Here is an 18,550-nt window from a genome sequence, read left to right as displayed (position 1 = left end):
GCGGTCAGCTTGCCCTTCGCGTGCTGCGCCTCGGTCGCCCGGTCGCTGGGGCCGCGCCGGGCCTCCTCGCGCAGGGAGTGCAGCTCGGCCACGCGCCCGCGGGCGTCCGTCGGCTCGCTCGGAGTCTGGTCCACAACGGTCATGTACCGACCTTACGAAGCCGGACCCGCAAAACCCTCCGTTGGTTCTACACAGTCTCCGGCGCCTCCTGCTGTGCGGGCCGGACAGAACCACCGATGCATGCATGGACTCCCCCAGTGGGGACCTTCGGCCTTTGTGGAGGTTCCACAAAACCACACCCGAACGGGGGATGTAGTTGAAATTTGAACGGAATGGCTCTAGCGTTGCTCTTGTTGAACTTTGAACCAACCCGAGACTCCCCCGGAGGACGTCATGGCTCTCTTCTCCCGCCGCAGCCGCACCACCGCCCCCGTCCAGCAGGGCCCGGTCGCCACGCTCGACGTCGACCCCGCGCTCGCCGCGCTCACCGGTGACTACGTCATCGACCCCTCCCACAGCAGCATCGGCTTCACCGTGCGGCACGCCATGGTGACCAACGTCCGCGGCTCCTTCCCCCGGCACGAGGGGACCCTGCATCTGGACGGCACCGACCCGTCGCGCTCCACCGCCTCCATCGACGTGGAGATCGCCTCGGTCGACACCGGCATCGCCGACCGCGACGCCCACCTGCGCAGCGGTGACTTCTTCGACGCCGAGGCCTTCCCGAAGATGACCTTCCGCTCGACCTCCGCGGCGGCCGTCGGCGGCGACACGTACCGCGTCACCGGCGACCTGACCATCAAGGACGTCACGCGCCCGCTCTCCATCGACCTGGAGTTCGCCGGCTCGGCCACCGACGTGTACGGCAACGAGCGCGTCGGCTTCGAGGGCTCGGCGGAGATCCTGCGCTCCGACTGGGGCCTGACCTGGAACGCCGCGCTGGAGGCCGGCGGCGTGATGGTCAGCGACAAGGTGAAGCTGACCTTCGACATCTCGGCGATCAAGCAGGCCTGACCGGAGCCCCCGGGGGCGGCTACCAGCCGCCCCCGCCGTCGAAGCCGCCGCCCCCGTCGAAGCCGCCACCGCCGCCGAAGTCCCCGCCGCCGAAGTCGGACGGGTTGAAGTCGGCCCCGGAGACGTCTCCGCCCTCGAACCCTCCCCCGTCCATGCCGCCGCCGAAGTCCGAGGCGTAGGCCGGGGTGGACATCATCGACCCGAGCATCGTGCCCATCAGCAGGCCGGGCAGCATGCCGCCCCCGAAGTAGCCGCCCGCCCAGGGGCCGTAGGCCGGGCCGGCGTCGTAGTAGGGGCGCCGGCCGTACTCGGTGTCCACGGTGCGCACCGCCGGGTCCAGGCCGTCCCGCAGCCGGACGGCGTCCGCCGTGCAGACCGGCACCGTGCGCGCCGCCCCGCCGGGCGGGGCCCACTGCGCGTCCTCGGTGCTCGGCCCGTGCCGGGGGTCGAAGAAACAGGGAGCGCGCCGTTCGGGTACGGGCTCTCCCCGCCGGCGGGCGTCGAGGCACGCGAGCGCGTAGCGGCCGTCCTCCAGTGCCTGGGTCACGCCCCGGACCTCCTCGGGGCGCCGCACCGAGGCCATGATCCGCTTGGCCCGTTCGTAGGAGTCGAGCCCCTGCTCGTAGTCCCTGCGCATGGCGTCGTCGGCGCCGGGCTCGCCGGGGTGGAAGTCGAGCCGTTCGAGTTCCTCGCCGAAGGCGGTGATGTCCTCGTCGACGACCACGCTCAGCCGGGCGACCGCCTCCCGCCTGGCCTCTTCCTTCTTCTTCCGGCTGCGCTTGACCAGCAGGTAGCCGCCGCCACCGCCGAGTACGGCCACCGCGCCGAGGGCGATCAGCGTCCCGGCGGAGGACCCGCCGCCGCTGCCGCCGCCCCAGGAGGCGGGGGCGTGGCCCTTCATCTGCGGGAGGGCCTGGTCGACGAAGGCGTTCAGCTCCGTCGCGGCGTCCACCGTCCCGCCCGCCTTGACCGCGTCGGTGAGGTTGCGGACGGCGTTGCGGGGCATGACGGCCGGGTCGGCCCCGGCGTTGAAGCCGTCGCCGAGCCGGATGGCGTAGAGGCCGGTGACACCCGTCTCGGTGCGGACCGTGCGCAGCACGCTGTCGGCGGGGAAGGCCGTGGTGGCGGGCAGCACGGCGACGAACAGCGGCTTGCCGGCCGCCTTGATCTTCGCGGCCAGGGCGTCCGCCTGGGCCTGCGACAGCTGTGCGGAGGCCCCGGGGTCCACGTAGACCGGGCCCTTCTTGAGCGCCTCCGCGACCGCCGCGGTCCCGCCGTCGGCCGCGGCCGCCGTGGGGGCGCCGCCGAGCGCCGCCACGGACAGGGCCAGCAGCAGACCGGACAGCATCGCTCCCACGCGTACGGATATCAGCCTGGTCCTCATGGTGACGACGCTACCCGAACCGGACCTTTCCCGTGTGAGCCGGACATAAGGGCCGGCCCGGTCCGGGGGCTACTCCGCCGGTTCCACGCCCGCGTGCAGGAGGCCGTAGGTGTAGGCGTCCTCCAGGGCCTGCCAGGAGGCGGCGATGACGTTCGGGGCGACGCCCACGGTGTTCCAGTCGCGGGTGCCGTCGGTCGTGGAGATCAGGACGCGGGTCGTGGACTCCGTGCCGTGCTTGCCCTCCAGGATGCGGACCTTGTAGTCGATCAGCTCGAACTTGGCCAGCTGCGGGTAGAAGCGCTCCAGGGCCACGCGCAGGGCCCGGTCCAGGGCGTTGACCGGGCCGTTGCCCTCGGCGGTGGCGACGATGCGCTCGCCCTTGGCCCGCAGCTTGACCGTGGCCTCGTTGGCGTGGGTGCCGTCCGGGCGGTCCTCGACGATCGCGCGCCAGGACTCCACGCGGAAGTACCTGCGGGCCCGGCCCTCGGACTCGGCGCGCAGCAGCAGCTCGAAGGAGGCGTCGGCGGCCTCGTACGTGTAGCCCGCCAGCTCGCGCTCCTTGACCCGCTCGACCACCCGGGCGATCAGGGCACGGTCCCCGCCGAGGTCGACGCCGAGCTCCTTGCCCTTGAGCTCGATGGAGGCGCGGCCGGCCATGTCGGAGACCAGCATGCGCATGGTGTTGCCGACCCGCTCGGGGTCGATGTGCTGGTACAGGTCGGGGTCGACCTTGATCGCCGATGCGTGCAGGCCCGCCTTGTGCGCGAAGGCGGAGACGCCGACGTAGGGCTGGTGGGTGGAGGGAGTGAGGTTGACGACCTCGGCGATGGCGTGGGAGATGCGGGTCATCTCGGCGAGCGCGCCCTCGGGGAGGACCTTGCGGCCGTACTTGATCTCCAGCGCGGCGACGACGGGGAAGAGGTTGGCGTTGCCGACGCGCTCGCCGTAGCCGTTGGCGGTGCACTGGACGTGCGTGGCGCCCGCGTCGACGGCGGCGAGGGTGTTGGCGACGGCGCAGCCGGTGTCGTCCTGGGCGTGGATGCCCAGGCGGGCGCCGGTGTCGGCGAGGACCGTGGAGACGACCGCGGTGATCTGGGCGGGCAGCATGCCGCCGTTGGTGTCGCAGAGGATGACCACGTCGGCGCCGGCCTCGTGGGCGGTGCGGACGACGGACTTGGCGTACTCGGCGTCGGCGCGGTAGCCGTCGAAGAAGTGCTCGCAGTCGACGAAGACGCGGCGGCCCCGGGAGACGAGGTAGGAGACGGTGTCGCGGACCATCTCCAGGTTCTCGTCGAGGGTCGTGCGCAGGGCGAGCTCGACGTGCCTGTCGTGGGACTTGGCGACGAGGGTGATCACGGGCGCGCCGGATTCCAGGAGCGCGCGGACCTGCGGGTCCTCGGCGGCGGAGCCGCCGGCCCGGCGGGTGGCGCCGAAGGCGACCAGCTGGGCGTTCTTGAACTGGATCTCGGCCCGGGCGCGGGCGAAGAACTCGGTGTCGCGGGGGTTGGCGCCGGGCCAGCCGCCCTCGATGAAGCCGACTCCGAAATCGTCCAGGTGCCGCGCGATGGCCAGCTTGTCCGCGACCGTGAGGTTGATGCCCTCACGCTGGGCACCGTCGCGCAGGGTGGTGTCGAAGACGTGGAAGCCGTCGTCGAGTGCCCCTGCCGGCGCAGTCGCCTCTGTCGTCGTCATGCTGATCTGACTCCTGTCGGATGAGTGGTTCCGGAGACCGGGGATCCACTGCCCCCATCATCGCGCGCTGCCCGTTTCCGGCATGATTTCGGCCGGGAAACGAAAAAACCTCTCGCGGGTGCGAGAGGTCTGCGCGCGGGTCTGAGGCACGGTGGCCGCTGCCGCGGAGGTTTTCCACGGCTCAGCGGTCACAGAGGACCGGCGCGCTGCTGTCCATAATCATGAGCTGAGCAGACACGCTCGCAGTGTGTCACACGCTCCACCGTCGCTGGACGCCGGTCTCACCATGCGGGCACCCGCCGTCCGGCAGGCGGCCCGCGGCCTGGAAACGGCTAGGAGTTGTCGTCAAAGTGTCACGCCCACATCAGGAGCGATGCGAGGGTGACGGCTGCTTGGTAGGACTGGGCGGTCTTGTCATACCTGGTGGCGATGCCGCGCCACTGCTTGAGGCGGTTGAAGCACCGTTCCACCACGTTGCGGCGCTTGTAGACCTCACGGTCGAAAGCCGGCGGGCGGCCACCTCGGCTGCCGCGCCGGGCCCGGTTGGCAACCTGGTCGGACCGCTCCGGGATGGTGTGGGCGATGCCCCGGCGTCGGAGCCAGGTCCGGATCGCCTTCGAGCTGTAGCCCTTGTCGCCGATGACATGGCCGGGCCGCATCCGCGGCCGGCCCGGTCCCGTCCGAGGCACCCGTATCGCGTCCATCACGGCGGTGAACTGGGTGCAGTCGTTGGTGTTCCCGCCGGTCAGGACGAAGGCCAGCGGCCGGCCCGATCCGTCGCAGGCAAGGTGGATCTTGCTGGTCAGCCCACCTCGGGACCGGCCGAGGGCCGGGCCGCGAAGCCCCCTTTTCGGGCCCCGGCCGCGTGCTGATGGGCACGCACGACAGTGGAGTCGACCGACACGAGCCACTCGATATCGCCCGCGGCATCCGCTCGCGCCTGGGCTGCCTGAAGCATCCGCTCGAAGGTCCCGTCCGCCGCCCACCGGCGGAAACGCGTGTGGAGGCTGGCCCACGACCCGTACCGCTCAGGCACGTCCCGCCAGGCGACCCCGGTCCGGAACTTCCAGACGATCCCGTTCAGGACCGTCCGGTCATCCAGCCGCGGCCGCCCGAAAACGGGCCGGGGCAGCAGCGGTTGCACGAGTTCCCACTCGGCATCGGACAGTTCATGGCGACGTATCACGACACCATGATCCACAACGCAAGATCACTTTGACGACAGACCCTAGGCCGCGAGGGTCTGGGCGAGGAATTCCCTCACGTGTTCCAGGATGTCCTCGCGCCCCAGGCCGGGCAGGCCGACGGCGACCTGGATGCTGAACCCGTCGAGCAGGGCCCGCAGCCGGGCCGCGAAGCGGTCGGGGTCCACCGCGCGGAACTCCCCGCGCGAGATGCCCTCGGCGAGGAGGGCGACGAGGTCGCGGTGCCAGGCTCCCTCGATGGCGGCCTGCCGGTCGCGTTCGCCCGGGCCCGCGTTCTGGGAGCGGTTCCAGACCTCCAGCCACAGCGTCCAGTGCGGGTCGCGGGCGCCGTCGGGCACGTACAGGTCGACGTACGCCCGCAGCCGCTCGCCCGCCGGCTCGCGGCGCGAGAGCAGGGACCTGCGCCGGGCGCCGAGCTCCGCCTCGCTCCACTCCAGGGTCTGGAGCAGGAGCTCGTCCTTGCTGCGGAAGTAGTAGAGGAGGTGGCCGCTGCTCATGCCGACCTGCCGGCCGAGGCCGGCCATGGTCAGTCCGTCGAGTCCGCGCTCGGCGATCGTGGCCATGGCGGCGACGAGTACGGCCTCGCGCGGGGGCGCGTTCTTGCGCGCCGCCCGTACCGGTACTCCGCCCGCCGCCATGGTCACTCCTTCGTCAGGTCACGGAGCAGCCTCGGGTCAGACCTTCGGCTGCTGCTGGGTGATGCAGTGGATACCGCCACCCCCGGCGAAAATCGTACGTGCGTCAACGAGGGTCACGGTCCGCTCGGGGAACAGTCCGCGGAAGATCTCCGCGGCCTCCTCGTCGCGGGGGTCGTCGAAGGAGCACAGGACGACGCCGCCGTTGCAGAGGTAGTGGTTGATGTAGGAGTAGTCCACCCACTCGCCGTCCTCCTCCAGGACGGTCGGCGCGGGGATCTCCACGACCTCCAGCTGCCTGCCCCGCGCGTCGGTGGACGCGCGCAGGATGGCGGCGATGGTCTTGCAGCGCTCGTGGTCCGGGTGGGCCGGGTCGGGCTGGGTGTGGACCATGACCACGCCGGGGCGGGCGAATGCGGCGACGATGTCGACGTGGCCCTGGGTGCCGTAGGTGCCGTAGTCACCGGCCAGGCCGTAGGGCAGCCAGATGGCCTTGGTGGTGCCGAGGTGGGCGTGGATCTCCCGCTCGACCTGCTCGCGGGTCCAGTCGGGGTTGCGGCCCTTGCCCAGCTGCACGGTGTCGGTGAGGAGCACGGTGCCCTCGCCGTCGACGTGGATGGCGCCGCCCTCGTTGACGAGCGGGGTGCTGAAGGTGCGGGTGCCGACGAGGTCGGAGATGTGCCGGGCGATCTTGGAGTCGTGGTCCCAGCGGGCCCATTCCTGCGCGCCCCAGCCGTTGAAGGTCCAGTCGACGGCGGCCAGCTCTCCGGCGTCGTTGGTGACGAAGGTCGGGCCGATGTCGCGCATCCAGGCGTCGTCGAGGTCGCGCTCGACCAGTTCGACGTCGTCGCCTACGACGGCGCGGGCGCTGTCGGCGTCGCCCGGGGAGACCACGAGGGTCACCGGCTCGTACGCGCGCACCGCGCGGGCGACGGCGCCCCAGGCCTGGCGGGCCTCGGCGAGCTCCTGCTCGTTGGTGAAGGTGGGGTTGGGGCTCGGCCAGGCCATCCAGGTGCGCTCGTGCGGGGTCCACTCGGCGGGCATCCGGAAACCCTGGGCAGCGGGCTTGGCGGGACTCGCGGGCTGTTCAGTCATGGGAGGTCCTTAGGGCTTACAGGCTGTGCCGTTTAGAGGAAGTACAGGCGGTTGAGGGAGACCGATTCGGCCGCTTCGGAGCGCAGCGGTTCCCCGTCGAGGGAGACGAGTCCGCTGCGCGCGTCCACATCGACCGCGCCCACCCGGGAGTTGAGGAGCATGTCCTTGGGGCCGATGCCGCGGGTGCCGCGTACGGCGACGCGGCGGCGGCGGGTCGGCATCTCGTCGGAGCCGAGGGCCGCGGCGGCCGCCGAGACGAAGGCCACGGAGATGTCGGCGGCCGTGGCCCCGTGGGAGCCGAACTGCGGTCCGAGGACCAGCGGCTCGCAGGTGTCGGTGGCGGCGTTGGGGTCGCCCGTGACGCCGTAGGCGGGGAAGCCGGACTTGAGGACGAGCTGCGGCTTGGCGCCGAAGAACTGGGGGCGCCAGAGCACGATGTCGGCGAGCTTGCCGACCTCGATGGAGCCGATCTCGTGGGCCAGGCCGTGGGCGATGGCCGGGTTGATGGTCAGCTTGGCCATGTAGCGCAGGACGCGGGCGTTGTCGTCGCCCTCGCCGTCGCCGTCCAGGGGGCCGAGCTCGCCCTTCATCTTGGCGGCCATGGCGAAGGTGCGGCGGATGGTCTCGCCGGCGCGGCCCATGCCCTGGGCGTCGGAGGAGGTGATGCCGATGGCGCCCAGGTCGTGCAGGACGTCCTCGGCTCCCATGGTCCCGGCGCGGATGCGGTCGCGGGCCATGGCGGCGTCGCCGGGGAGGTCCGGCTTGAGGTCGTGGACGGAGACGATCATGCCGTAGTGCTCGGCGACGGCGTCCCGGCCGAAGGGCAGGGTGGGGTTGGTGGAGGAGCCGATGACGTTCGGCACGCCCGCCATCTTCAGGACGTTGGGGACGTGCCCGCCCCCGCAGCCCTCGATGTGGAACGCGTGGATCGTGCGGCCTTCGAGGACGCGCAGGGTGTCCTCCACCGACAGGCACTCGTTGAGGCCGTCGCTGTGCAGGGCCACTTGGACGTCGTGCTCCTCGGCCACGCGCAGGGCGGTGTCCAGGGCGCGGGTGTGGGCGCCCATGTCCTCGTGGACCTTGAAGCCGCAGGCACCTCCCTCGGCCAGCGCCTCGACCAGGGGCGCGGCGTCCGAGGAGGAGCCGCGGGCGAGGAAGCCGATGTTCACCGGCCAGGCGTCGAAGGCGTTGAAGGCGTGCTTCAGGGCCCAGGGCGAGTTGACGCCGACGCCCCAGACGGGGCCGAACTCCTGGCCGATGACGGTGGTGACGCCCGCGGCGAGCGAGGCCTCCATGATCCGGGGGGAGAGCAGGTGGACGTGGGTGTCCACGGCTCCGGCGGTGGCGATCAGGCCCTCGCCGGAGACGATGCTCGTGCCGGTGCCGACGACGACGTCGACCCCGTCGAGGGTGTCCGGGTTGCCGGCCCGGCCGATCGCGTGGATCCGGCCCTCCCGGATGCCGATCGACACCTTCCGGATGCCGAGGACGGCGTCGATGACCAGGACGTTGCTGATCACCACGTCACAGGTCTCGCGGACGGCGGCGCCCTTGAGGTGCAGGCCGTCGCGGGCCGTCTTGCCGAACCCGGCCAGGAACTCGTCACCGGGCTTCTGGGCGTCGTGCTCGACGCGGACGGTCAGCCCGGAGTCGCCGAGGCGGACCCGGTCCCCGGCGCGGGGGCCGAAGACGGAGGCGTACTCGTGCGGGTCGATGTGGCGGCTGCCGGGGGCGCAGTGGGCACTGTGGTCGGTGTGGGGGGTCTGGCGGCTCACGCCTGGTCTCCTTCCGGGGCGTCTGCGGTGGGGTCGGCGGCGACGCCGAGGTAGCCGCAGGCGGCGGCCCGGCGCAGGGCCTCGGCCTTGGCGCCGGGGGCGTCGAGGGAGCCGTCGACCAGCCCGGCGAAGCCGATCGCGATCCGCGCGCCGCCGATCGGGACCAGGCCCACTTCGCCCTCGCCGTGCGGGTCGAAGCGGACCGAGGAGCCGGCCGGGACGCACAGCCGCATGCCGTAGGCGGCGGCGCGGTCGAAGTCGAGGCGGGGATTGGCCTCGAAGAAGTGGAAGTGGGAGGTGACGCTCACCGGCACGGAGGCGGTGTTGCGCACCCGCAGGTGCAGGGCCGGCTCCGGCTGGGGGGCGCCGGGGCCCGGTACGACCGCGCCCGGGGCGTCCGCGCCGAGCGAGGCCGCGCCCTGGATCGGGGAGGAGACCACCGCGAGCCGGGATCCGTCGTCGAAGACGGCTTCCACGTGCACCTCGGTGACCACGTCGGCCACGCCGGGCAGCACGTCGCCGGGGCCGAGGACGCTCCGGGCCTCCTCGATGGCCTCCGCCAGGCGCTTGCCGTCGCGCGCGGCCTCGCAGACCGTGTCGGCGATCAGCGCCGTGGCCTCGGGGACGTTGAGCCGCAGGCCCCGGGCCCGCCGGGCCCTGGCCAGTTCCGCGGCGCTGCGCAGCAGCAGCCGGTCGCGCTCCGTAGGGGTCAGCCGCACGCCGATCCACCACCTCTTGAGTCGATGGGTTAGAGCATCACTCTAACTCTTCATTTTCTCTCTGGGAATCATTGACCTGGGAGCAGGGCTTGAGTCACATTGAGTGTCGCTCAAATGAACACACCCCCCACCCCCGCCGTGCCAAGGGAGTCCCCCCATGCCCATCGAACAGCGCGGAGTCGACACCATCCCCGAAGAGGAGCGGACGAGCGGTCCCCGTGACCTGATGTCGATCCTGCTCGGCTCCAACCTCTGCCTCGGTGTGATCGTCTTCGGCTGGCTGCCCCCGTCCTTCGGACTGGGGCTGGTCCCCTCGCTCACCGCCATCGTGACGGGCACCGTGGTCGGCATCGCCTTCACCGCGCCGCTCGCGCTGGTGTCACTGCGCACCGCCACGAACCTGTCGACCTCCAGCGGAGCGCAGTTCGGCGTACGGGGGCGCCTGGTGGGATCGATCGTGGGCCTGCTGCTCGCGCTCGGCTACACCGCGCTGACCCTGTGGATCGGCGGTGACGTGATGGTGGGCACGCTGACCCGCCTCGTCGGGCTGCCGGACAACGGCCTCACGCACTCCCTGATGTACGGGGTACTGGCGGCGTTCACCGTGGTCGGGGCCGTGTTCGGCTACCGGCTGCTGCTGCGGATGAGCAAGGCGCTCTCGATCGTCATGGTGCTCCTGCTGGGCGTCGGCGTGTACGCCTACGCCCCCGGCTTCACCACCGCCGCCCCGCCGGACACCTCGTACCTGCTGGGCTCCTTCTGGCCGACCTGGATCCTCGCCGTCGTCGCCGCCGGGCTCAGCGGCCCCGTCGCCTTCATCACCCTGCTCGGCGACTACACGCGCTACATCTCCCCCCGCCGGCACAGCTCGCGCAAGGTCTACTGGGCCACCTGTACCGGCCTCTTCCTCGGCCTGCTGGTCCCGCAGCTCTTCGGCACCTACACCGCGCTGGCCGCCCGGGCCGGGGCCGACTACGCCGGTCCGCTCGTGGCCGCCGCGCCCTTCTGGTACCTGATCCCGCTGCTCTTCGCCGCCGCCGCCGGCTCGGTGGGCAACGCCGGGCTGATGCTCTACTCCATGGGCCTGGACCTGGACGCCATCGTGCCCAAGGCCACCCGTACGAAGGCCACCGTGATCGCCGCGGCCGTCGCGACGGCCTTCGTCTTCTTCGGCTCCTTCGAGTGGAACGTCCAGTCGGCGATGACCTCGTTCGTCCTGCTGCTGACCGCGATCGGCACCCCGTGGGCCGTGATCACCCTGGTCGGTTACGTCCGATGTCGCGGCGAGTACGACGCCGACGCGCTCCAGGTGTTCAACCGCCGGGCCCGTGGCGGCGTCTACTGGTACAGCGGAGGCTGGAACATCCGCGCCACCGCCTCCTGGGCGGCCGGCGCGCTGGTGGGACTGACCGCCGTGTCGACCCCGGTGTACGAGGGCCCGCTGCTGGCCCTCACCGGCGGGGTCGACTGCAGTTTCATCCTGTCGGGGCTGGTCGGCGGCGCGGTCTACATCGCGCTGACCCTCCGGCCGCAGGCGGCCGCGGCCGCCGGTCCGGCGGAACAGGCAGCTGTGGCGGTCGAAGCGTAGGAAGGCCGCCACGACGAACGGCACGGGGAGACGTCGTGGAAGAAGTCGCGTACGTGGCGGCGAAGATCGTCAAGGGGATCGCGGGCCTGGCCTACATGGTCGGCGACGGCCTGCTGGCGATGACCGGACCGGACGGACCGGTCCAGGGCCGCACGAAGAAGAAGGACGGCGAGACGGACCCGGAGCACTGACCCGCTCCCCCCTCGCCCCCGCAACGGCCGAAGGCCCCCCGCGCTCACCGCGCGGGGGGCCTTCGTGTGTCCGGGGGACGCGCTCTAGCCGAGCGGGTGCATCCAGCCGTGGGTGTCGGCGCGGTGGCCGGTCTGGAGGTCCAGGAGCGCCTTGCGGAGCTTCATGGTGACCTCGCCGGGCTCGCCGTCGCCCTGGGTCCAGTTGGCCCGCTCGGACTTGACCGAGCCGACCGGGGTGATGACGGCGGCCGTACCGCAGGCGAAGACCTCGGTCAGGGTGCCGTTCTCGTTGTCGCGCTTCCAGTCCTCGGTGGAGATACGTCCCTCCTCGGCGGTGTAGCCGAGGTCGCGGGCGATGGTGAGGAGGGAGTCGCGGGTGATGCCCGGGAGGAGCGAGCCGGTCAGCTCCGGGGTGACGATGCGGTCGCCGTACACGAAGTACAGGTTCATGCCGCCCATCTCCTCGATCCAGCGGTGCTCGACGGCGTCCAGCCAGACCACCTGGTCACAGCCGTGCGAGGCCGCCTGGGCCTGGGCGACGAGGGAGGCGGCGTAGTTGCCGCCGGTCTTGGCCGCACCGGTGCCGCCCTTGACGGCGCGGACGTACTCCTCGGAGAGCCAGACGGAGACGGGCTTGACGCCACCGGGGAAGTAGGCGCCCGCGGGCGAGGCGATGACCATGAACAGGAACTCGTTGGCCGGGCGGACGCCCAGGCCGACCTCGGAGGCGAACATGAACGGCCGCAGGTACAGGGAGGCCTCGCCGGAGTTCGGGACCCAGGCGCTGTCCTGCTTGATCAGCGCGTCGCAGGCCTCGATGAACAGCTCGGTCGGCAGCTCCGGCATGGCCATCCGGCGGGCCGAGGCCTGGAAGCGCTCGGCGTTGGCCTGCGGCCGGAAGGTGGCGACGGTGCCGTCGGGCTGGCGGTACGCCTTCAGACCCTCGAAGATCGTCTGCGCGTAGTGCAGGGTCATGTTGGCCGGGTCGATCGACAGCGGCGCGTACGGGACCAGCTCGGCGTCGTGCCAGCCGCGGCCCTCGGTCCACTTGATCGTCACCATGTGATCGGTGAAGTGGCGGCCGAAGCCGGGGCTGGCCAGGATCGCCTCTCGCTCCGCGTCGGACAGCGGGTTCGAGGAGGGCTTGAGCTCGATCGTGGGCGTCGTCATGAGTGCTTGTCCTTCACCGTTGTGTATGGCGGACCGCGCTCATGCGTACTAGGACGTCCGAGCTTCCCCGTATACCGCGGCCTCGCGTTCGATTATCGCGCGCGCGGGGTCTTCGGTGAAACGGGGTGATGCGGCCCACGGGAGATGGTGGCACCCGGGGCCGTGCAGGAGAAGCCGCCGGGTGATGGTGCGTACCCGGCGGCTTCCTGGGTGGAGCTGCCGGGTCAGCCGGCTACTCGCGCGGCGAGGGCGTCGCCGATCGCGTCGGTGGAGCGGAAGGTCCCGTCACGCTCGGCGAGGTCGGCGGAGACGGCCTCCTCGATGCGGACGGCCTGCTCCTCGTAGCCGAGGTGGCGCAGCAGGAGGGCGACGGAGAGGATCGTCGCCGTCGGGTCGGCCTTGCCGGTGCCCGCGATGTCCGGGGCCGAGCCGTGGACGGGCTCGAACATCGAGGGGAAGGCGCCGGTCGGGTTGATGTTCCCGGAGGCGGCCAGGCCGATTCCGCCGGTGACGGCGGCGGCCAGGTCGGTGAGGATGTCGCCGAAGAGGTTGTCCGTGACGATGACGTCGAAGCGCTCGGGCTGGGTGACGAAGAAGATCGTCGCGGCGTCGACGTGCAGGTAGTCGGTGGTGACCTCGGGGTACTCCCGGCCGACCCGGTCGAAGATGTTCTTCCACATGTGGCCCGCGTACACGAGGACGTTGTTCTTGTGGACGAGGGTCAGCTTCTTGCGGGGGCGGGCGTTCGCCCGCTCGTACGCGTCGCGGACCACGCGCTCGACGCCGTACGCGGTGTTGACGCTGACCTCGGTGGCGACCTCGGCCGGGGTGCCGGTGCGCAGGCTGCCGCCGTTGCCGGTGTACGGGCCCTCGGTGCCCTCGCGGACCACGACGAAGTCGATCTCCGGACGGCCGGCCAGCGGGGTGGCCGTGTTCGGGAAGAGCTTCGAGGGACGCAGGTTGATGAAGTGGTCGAAGGCGAAGCGGAGCTTCAGCAGCAGACCGCGCTCCAGGACGCCGGACGGGACCGACGGGTCGCCGATGGCGCCGAGGAGGATCGCGTCGTGGTGCTTGAGGGCTTCGAGCTCGGCGTCCGGGAGGGTCTCGCCGGTGCGGTGCCAGCGCTGGGCGCCGAGGTCGTATTCCTTGGTCTCCAGCTTCACATCCTGGGGCAGGACCGCGGTAAGGACCTTGAGGCCCTGAGCCACGACTTCCTGGCCGATGCCATCACCGGGGATCACTGCGAGATTGATGCTGGTCGACATGTCGGAACCGTACTCCGTGTCCCAGCCCTCAGACATATCCCGTCCACCATATGGACGAGATATGTCCGGGACCGGGGCTCGCTCAGTGGCCGGTCGAGCCGCCGTTGTCACGGCGGTCCAGAGCCCGCTGGAGGGCGGCGGCGGCGTTCTTGCGGTCGGCGTCGGCCGGGGAGGAGTGGCGGACGCGGCGGGAGGCTGCGGAGGTGGGGGTCATGGTGATCGACTCCTTGAGATCACGGCGTGGCGGGGCCACGGATGAGGGGTTCCTTCAAGGCGCCGGAAGAGGCGGGGAGCCGTGCGCCGCAGGGGTTGCCTGCCAGGGGGCGCGCGCTCACGACCGCCATTCGCTGGATGTGCGAGACGTTCGGCTCCTACAAAGCTAGGGCAGGCGCCGCTGTATGTCTCCGCAATTACTCGGACTTCCTAGTATCTGAGATGCGAAACCCCTCGGAAGGCCCTCCCAGGGGGTTCCGTTTTCAGACCGGTTCGGCCCTGAGTTCCCTGATCAGAGCCCTGACGGCGAGGGTGGAGGCGGCTTCCGCCGTAGTGACGTATCCCACCCGCCTCACCGGCCCCTGCGGCCCCAGAGTGGCGATGTCGACGGCATCGGTGGCCTCGCGCAGCGACAGCTCGGGCATGATCGCCATCCCGAGGCCCCGGCCGACCATCGTCAGCACCATCGCGTCGTCCTCCGCCTTGACCGTGGCCGAGGGGATCCAGTCCTGCGCCGCCCACCACCGACGGGTGTACGAGCCGCAGTTCTCGTCCCAGTCCAGCAGCGGCAGCCCCTTCGGGTCCGGGTGGCCGGCCGGGTGCACCAGGGCGTACGCCTCCCGCGCGAGCACCCCCGTCAGCAGCCCGGGCGGTACGTCGCCGGGCGCGCCCAGGGTCGCGATGCCCAGGTCCGCCCGGCCGGCGGCCACCTCCCCGGCCGTCCCGGCGCCGAGTTCGCGCACCACCCGGACCTCGGGCCGGATCCCCGGGTACAGCGCGGCGAGCCGCTCCAGGGCCGGCGGGAGCAGGTGCAGGGCCGCGCTGCGGAAGGCGGCGATGCGCAGGGTCCCCTCCAGGGCCGCCTCCGCCGCGCCGCCACCGGAGGCGGCCCGTCCGGCGGCGCGCGCCTCCGCGCCGAGGGACTCGTACAGCCGCAGGATGCGCCGGCCCAGGGCCACGGCCCGCTCCCCCGCCGGGGTGGGGCGGGCGCCGGAGCGGCCGCGCTCGAAGAGCACCGCGCCGACCTTGCCCTCGCTGCCGCGCACCGAGTGCGAGACGGCCGACTGGCTGATGCCGAGCGCTCCGGCCGCGGCGGAGAAGCCGCCCGTCTCGGCGACGGCGACCAGCACCCGGAGTTCCTGCGGGGCGAGTTCGGTCACGGGTTCCCACCTCGGTGTATGAGCGGATTTCATGGATGAGCGGCTTCCATGAGGGCAACCCCCTGCCCGGCGCGGGGATTCCTTCCTACCGTCGTCGCCATGAACACCGACACCGCATACGCCGTCCACCAGATCGCCCGCCCGGCCGGTTTCCCCGTCGCCTCCGACTTCGCGTACGTCTCCTCCCCCGTCCCCGAACCCGCCCCCGGCACCGCGCTGGTGGAGAACCTGCTGCTCTCGGTGGACCCGTACCACCGGGGGCTGATGGACGGCGGCGAGGGCGGCTTCGAGCTGGGCACCCCGCTGGAGGGCCGGTCGGTGGGCCGGGTGCTCGCCTCCCGCGACCCGGGCCTGGTGGAGGGCGACCTGGTCTTCCACCGCGCGGGCTGGCGCACCCACGCCCTGGTCACCCTGGGCACGGACGGCACCCGCAAGCTCCGCGGCCACGCGGGCGTCCCCCTGGAGGCCTACCTGTCGATCCTGGGCGGCACCGGCCTGACCGCCTACGCCGCCCTGACCCGGACGGCGGCGCTGCGCGAGGGCGAGGACCTCTTCGTCTCCGCCGCCGCGGGCGGCGTCGGCACCGCCACCGGGCACATCGCCCGGCTGCTCGGCGCCCGCCGGATCATCGGCAGCGCGGGCTCGGCGGCCAAGGTCGCCCACCTCACCGGGACCCTGGGCTTCGACGCCGCCTTCGACTACCACGACGGACCGGTCGGCGAGCAGCTGGCGCTGGCCGCCCCGGACGGGATCGACGTCTACGTGGACAACGTGGGCGGGGACCACCTGGAGGGCGCGATCGACTCCCTGCGCGAGTACGGCCGGATCGCCTGGGTCGGTGCGATCTCGATGTACAACGGCGACCGCTCGCCGGCCGCGCCCCGCAACCTCTTCGAGGTGGTGCACAAGTCCCTGCGCCTGGAAGGCGTATTGGTTCGAAACCACACCAATCTGCAAGAAGAACTGGAGGACTTCCTGGTCCCGCACCTGCGCAGTGGCCGGGTGGGCACCGACACCACCGTTGTCCAGGGCTTCGACCGCACGGTGGAAGCCTTCCTGGGCATGCTGCGGGGCGAGAACCTGGGCAAGATGCTGGTGCGCACGGCCAGTTGAGCCCGGCCACCCGGATGTTCACCGTTTTCTTACCGCACGGATGTAGACCTTTGCGGCGGCCGCCGCCACGCTTGCCGACGATGTGCCAGCGGGGCACGCGAGTGGGAGGCGGGCAGCCAGTGACACCGATCAGCCGCAGAGGGTTCGTGGGAATCGGCGCCGGACTCGTGGCCGGGGCGGCCCTGCCCGCGGCCCTGCCGACGACGGCGGCCGCGGCCGCGGCGACGGGCACGATCACCGACGTGAAGCACGTGGTGATCCTGATGCAGGAGAACCGCAGCTTCGACCACTACTTCGGCAAGCTCAAGGGCGTCCGCGGCTTCGGCGACCGCGCCTCGGGCAACATCCCGGGCGGCTGGGGCACCTTCAACCAGCCGAACTGGGGCGGCCGCCAGTACCCGTGGAAGCTGTCCGCCACCCCGGCGGCGGGCGGGGCCGACGGCGAGACCCTGGCCCAGTGCACCGGCGACCTCCCGCACAGCTGGACCTCGCAGCACGCCGCCTGGAACAACGGCCGGATGGACAACTGGGTCGCCGGCGTCGGCAAGACCCACACCCTCGGCCACCTGGACCGGCCCGACATCCCCTTCCACTACGGCCTCGCCGACAACTACACCGTCTGCGACGCCTACTTCTGCTCCACCCTCAGCGCCACCGGCCCCAACCGCACCTTCCTGTGGAGCGGCAAGGTGGACCCGGGCAGCAAGGACGGCGGCGACGAGTCCGGGCTGACCTGGGAGACGTACGCGGAGGCCCTCCAGCGGGCCGGGATGAGCTGGAAGGTCTACCAGAACGCCCAGGACAACTACGGGGACAACGGCCTGGCCTACTTCAAGAAGTTCACGGACGCCGCCCCCGGCAACCCGCTGTGGGACCGGGGCATGGCCTCCGTCCCCAGGGTCACCGGCTCCACCCCCGACGACATCGCCGCCGCGATCCGCGCGGACGTGGTCGCCGGCACCCTGCCCCAGGTGTCCTGGGTGGTGGCGAACGAGGCCTTCTCGGAGCACCCGTACGCCCCGCCCGGCGACGGCGCCCACTTCGTGGACCTGGTCTACCGCGCGCTCGCCGCGAACCCCGAGGTCTTCGACTCCACGGTCCTCTTCCTCAACTACGACGAGAACGACGGCTTCTTCGACCACGTCGCCCCGCCGGTCGCCCCGCCCGGCACCCCGGACGAGTACATCGACGGCGTCCCGATCGGCCTGGGGTTCCGCGTACCCATGCTGGTCATGTCCCCGTGGACCCGGGGCGGCTGGGTCAGCTCCGAGGTCTTCGACCACACCTCCGTCCTGCGCTTCATGGAGACGTGGACCACGGCCCTGGGCACGCCCGCCCTCTGCCCCAACATCAGCGCCTGGCGCCGCAAGGTGACCGGCGACCTGACGGGCGTCTTCGACTTCGCCCACCCGGTGTACGGGGTCCCGGCCGGTCTGCCCCCGACGGCGAAGGTCATAGGCCAGTCCACCTGCGGGCCCCTGCCCAACCCGGTCCCCCAGGACAACGCCCTCCCGGTCCAGGAGCCCGGAACGCGCCCGGCCCGCGCCCTCCCGTACCAGGTCAACGGCAACCTCGACCGCTTCGAGTTCGGGCCCATGGGCAAGATCCTGGCCTGGTTCTCGATGACCAACGAGGGCCCGCAGGCCCGGCAGGCGGCGCACTTCTCGATCCACCCGCACCAGTACCGGGACACGGCCGCCTGGCAGTACACGGTGGACCCCGGGGCCACCTCCAGCGACTGGTTCTCCATCGGTCTGGGCGCGGGCTCGGGCAAGTACGACATCTCGATGTACGGCCCCAACCGGTTCCTGCGCCGCTTCATCGGCGACGCGACCAAGCCCGGCAAGTCCCTGGAGGTCGCGGCCCGCTACGCGGTGGAGGCGGGCACCGGCAAGATGGCGATCTGGTTCAAGATGACCAACGCCTCCGCCTCCCCGGTCACCTTCACGATCCGTTCGAACGCCTACCGCACGGACGGCCCGTGGACGTACACCGTCGCGGCGAACTCCTCGCGCGAGGACTTCTTCAACGCCGTCGCCTACAGCAAGGGCTGGTACGACTTCACGATCCTGGCCGACTCCGACGGCACCTGGTCCCGCCGCTACACGGGCCACATCGAAACGGGCACGGCGAGCGTCTCGGGCTCCTGACCCCCACGCCAGCGCCGCGTCGCCGTCCGGCCCGGGAAAGGCCGGAAACACACGGAGGCGGCGGGGTGCGGAGCGCTGCGCCGGCCGTCCCGGACGACCCGGCGCCCGATCCGCCGCACGGGGTCCCCGGGGCCGTCGGGCCGGCCGGGCGCGGGCCGTGGTCCACCCCGGGCCGGCCGCC

The 18,550-nt window shown here is 71.7% G+C and carries 15 protein-coding genes and 1 pseudogene; 5 read left to right on the top strand and 11 right to left on the bottom strand.

The features are described from left to right. Positions 1–393: 393 nt before the first annotated feature. Positions 394–1,014, top strand: a complete 621-nt coding sequence (locus tag ABT403_RS38290) for a YceI family protein (protein WP_344165714.1) — start codon at positions 394–396, stop codon at positions 1,012–1,014. Positions 1,015–1,033: 19 nt separating this feature from the next. On the opposite strand, the gene ABT403_RS38285 is transcribed toward ABT403_RS38290, so the two are convergent. The 7 genes and pseudogenes from ABT403_RS38285 to ureA form a co-directional block, all read right to left on the bottom strand. Beyond that, on the bottom strand, positions 1,034–2,398 hold the full coding sequence (locus tag ABT403_RS38285; protein ID WP_344165711.1) for a hypothetical protein: 1,365 nt from the start codon (positions 2,396–2,398) through the stop codon (positions 1,034–1,036). Between the two features lie 69 nt (positions 2,399–2,467). After that, complete coding sequence (cimA, locus tag ABT403_RS38280) at positions 2,468–4,090, bottom strand: citramalate synthase (protein ID WP_344165708.1); 1,623 nt, start codon at positions 4,088–4,090, stop codon at positions 2,468–2,470. 353 nt (positions 4,091–4,443) lie between these two features. Further along, positions 4,444–5,234, bottom strand: a pseudogene (locus ABT403_RS38275) (IS5 family transposase). A gap of 84 nt (positions 5,235–5,318) precedes the next feature. Beyond that, positions 5,319–5,933, bottom strand: coding sequence for a TetR/AcrR family transcriptional regulator (locus tag ABT403_RS38270; protein ID WP_344165705.1), 615 nt, complete (start codon positions 5,931–5,933; stop codon positions 5,319–5,321). 36 nt (positions 5,934–5,969) lie between these two features. Next, positions 5,970–7,025: an agmatine deiminase family protein gene (locus tag ABT403_RS38265; protein WP_344165702.1), complete on the bottom strand. Its 1,056-nt coding sequence runs from the start codon at positions 7,023–7,025 to the stop codon at positions 5,970–5,972. A gap of 32 nt (positions 7,026–7,057) precedes the next feature. Next, entirely contained in the window at positions 7,058–8,740 is a 1,683-nt protein-coding gene (locus ABT403_RS38260) for an urease subunit alpha (RefSeq protein ID WP_344165915.1), read from the bottom strand. Between the two features lie 56 nt (positions 8,741–8,796). Continuing rightward, on the bottom strand, positions 8,797–9,519 hold the full coding sequence (gene ureA, locus ABT403_RS38255) for an urease subunit gamma (protein ID WP_344165699.1): 723 nt from the start codon (positions 9,517–9,519) through the stop codon (positions 8,797–8,799). Between the two features lie 157 nt (positions 9,520–9,676). Here ureA and ABT403_RS38250 point away from each other — a divergent pair, with 157 nt between their 5' ends. Next, positions 9,677–11,107 carry a cytosine permease gene (locus tag ABT403_RS38250; RefSeq protein WP_344165696.1) on the top strand — a complete coding sequence of 477 codons (1,431 nt, stop codon included), beginning with the start codon at positions 9,677–9,679 and terminating at the stop codon, positions 11,105–11,107. A 35-nt stretch (positions 11,108–11,142) separates the two neighbouring features. Further along, on the top strand, positions 11,143–11,298 hold the full coding sequence (locus tag ABT403_RS38245) for a hypothetical protein (protein ID WP_344165693.1): 156 nt from the start codon (positions 11,143–11,145) through the stop codon (positions 11,296–11,298). An 84-nt stretch (positions 11,299–11,382) separates the two neighbouring features. On the opposite strand, the gene ABT403_RS38240 is transcribed toward ABT403_RS38245, so the two are convergent. The 4 genes from ABT403_RS38240 to ABT403_RS38225 all read right to left on the bottom strand — a co-directional run bounded on the left by ABT403_RS38240 (position 11,383) and on the right by ABT403_RS38225 (position 15,139). After that, a complete protein-coding gene (locus ABT403_RS38240) occupies positions 11,383–12,468 on the bottom strand; it encodes a branched-chain amino acid aminotransferase (RefSeq protein WP_079429930.1) in 1,086 nt (361 codons plus the stop codon). Between the two features lie 224 nt (positions 12,469–12,692). Then, complete coding sequence (locus tag ABT403_RS38235; RefSeq protein ID WP_344165688.1) at positions 12,693–13,733, bottom strand: 3-isopropylmalate dehydrogenase; 1,041 nt, start codon at positions 13,731–13,733, stop codon at positions 12,693–12,695. An 82-nt stretch (positions 13,734–13,815) separates the two neighbouring features. Beyond that, positions 13,816–13,947 (bottom strand): hypothetical protein, encoded by a 132-nt coding sequence (locus tag ABT403_RS38230; RefSeq protein ID WP_344165684.1) that lies wholly within the window; start codon positions 13,945–13,947, stop codon positions 13,816–13,818. 262 nt (positions 13,948–14,209) lie between these two features. After that, positions 14,210–15,139: a LysR family transcriptional regulator gene (locus tag ABT403_RS38225; protein WP_425580266.1), complete on the bottom strand. Its 930-nt coding sequence runs from the start codon at positions 15,137–15,139 to the stop codon at positions 14,210–14,212. Positions 15,140–15,205: 66 nt separating this feature from the next. Between ABT403_RS38225 and ABT403_RS38220 the strand changes: the two genes are divergently transcribed. Then, the gene (locus ABT403_RS38220; protein ID WP_344165678.1) at positions 15,206–16,219 is read left to right on the top strand and encodes an NADP-dependent oxidoreductase; all 1,014 of its coding nucleotides are present in this window, start codon (positions 15,206–15,208) and stop codon (positions 16,217–16,219) included. A gap of 119 nt (positions 16,220–16,338) precedes the next feature. Continuing rightward, the gene (locus tag ABT403_RS38215) at positions 16,339–18,369 is read left to right on the top strand and encodes a phosphocholine-specific phospholipase C (RefSeq protein WP_344165675.1); all 2,031 of its coding nucleotides are present in this window, start codon (positions 16,339–16,341) and stop codon (positions 18,367–18,369) included. Positions 18,370–18,550: the final 181 nt, after the last annotated feature.

This window comes from Streptomyces sp. NPDC000075, assembly GCF_040301925.1.
Classification (GTDB): Bacteria; Actinomycetota; Actinomycetes; order Streptomycetales; family Streptomycetaceae; genus Streptomyces; species Streptomyces polychromogenes.
Note: the sequence above shows the minus strand (reverse complement) of the source record. Positions and strands in the feature narration are given on the sequence as shown.

Coding starts and splice junctions, on each gene's coding strand:
- ABT403_RS38230 (WP_344165684.1), bottom strand. CDS start 13,947: ATGACCCCCACCTCCGCAGCCTCCCGCCGCGTCCGCCACTCCTCCCCG.
- ABT403_RS38240 (WP_079429930.1), bottom strand. CDS start 12,468: ATGACGACGCCCACGATCGAGCTCAAGCCCTCCTCGAACCCGCTGTCC.
- cimA (WP_344165708.1), bottom strand. CDS start 4,090: ATGACGACGACAGAGGCGACTGCGCCGGCAGGGGCACTCGACGACGGC.
- ABT403_RS38285 (WP_344165711.1), bottom strand. CDS start 2,398: ATGAGGACCAGGCTGATATCCGTACGCGTGGGAGCGATGCTGTCCGGT.
- ABT403_RS38290 (WP_344165714.1), top strand. CDS start 394: ATGGCTCTCTTCTCCCGCCGCAGCCGCACCACCGCCCCCGTCCAGCAG.
- ABT403_RS38250 (WP_344165696.1), top strand. CDS start 9,677: ATGCCCATCGAACAGCGCGGAGTCGACACCATCCCCGAAGAGGAGCGG.
- ABT403_RS38235 (WP_344165688.1), bottom strand. CDS start 13,733: ATGTCGACCAGCATCAATCTCGCAGTGATCCCCGGTGATGGCATCGGC.
- ABT403_RS38220 (WP_344165678.1), top strand. CDS start 15,206: ATGAACACCGACACCGCATACGCCGTCCACCAGATCGCCCGCCCGGCC.
- ABT403_RS38225 (WP_425580266.1), bottom strand. CDS start 15,139: ATGAAATCCGCTCATACACCGAGGTGGGAACCCGTGACCGAACTCGCC.
- ABT403_RS38270 (WP_344165705.1), bottom strand. CDS start 5,933: ATGGCGGCGGGCGGAGTACCGGTACGGGCGGCGCGCAAGAACGCGCCC.
- ABT403_RS38265 (WP_344165702.1), bottom strand. CDS start 7,025: ATGACTGAACAGCCCGCGAGTCCCGCCAAGCCCGCTGCCCAGGGTTTC.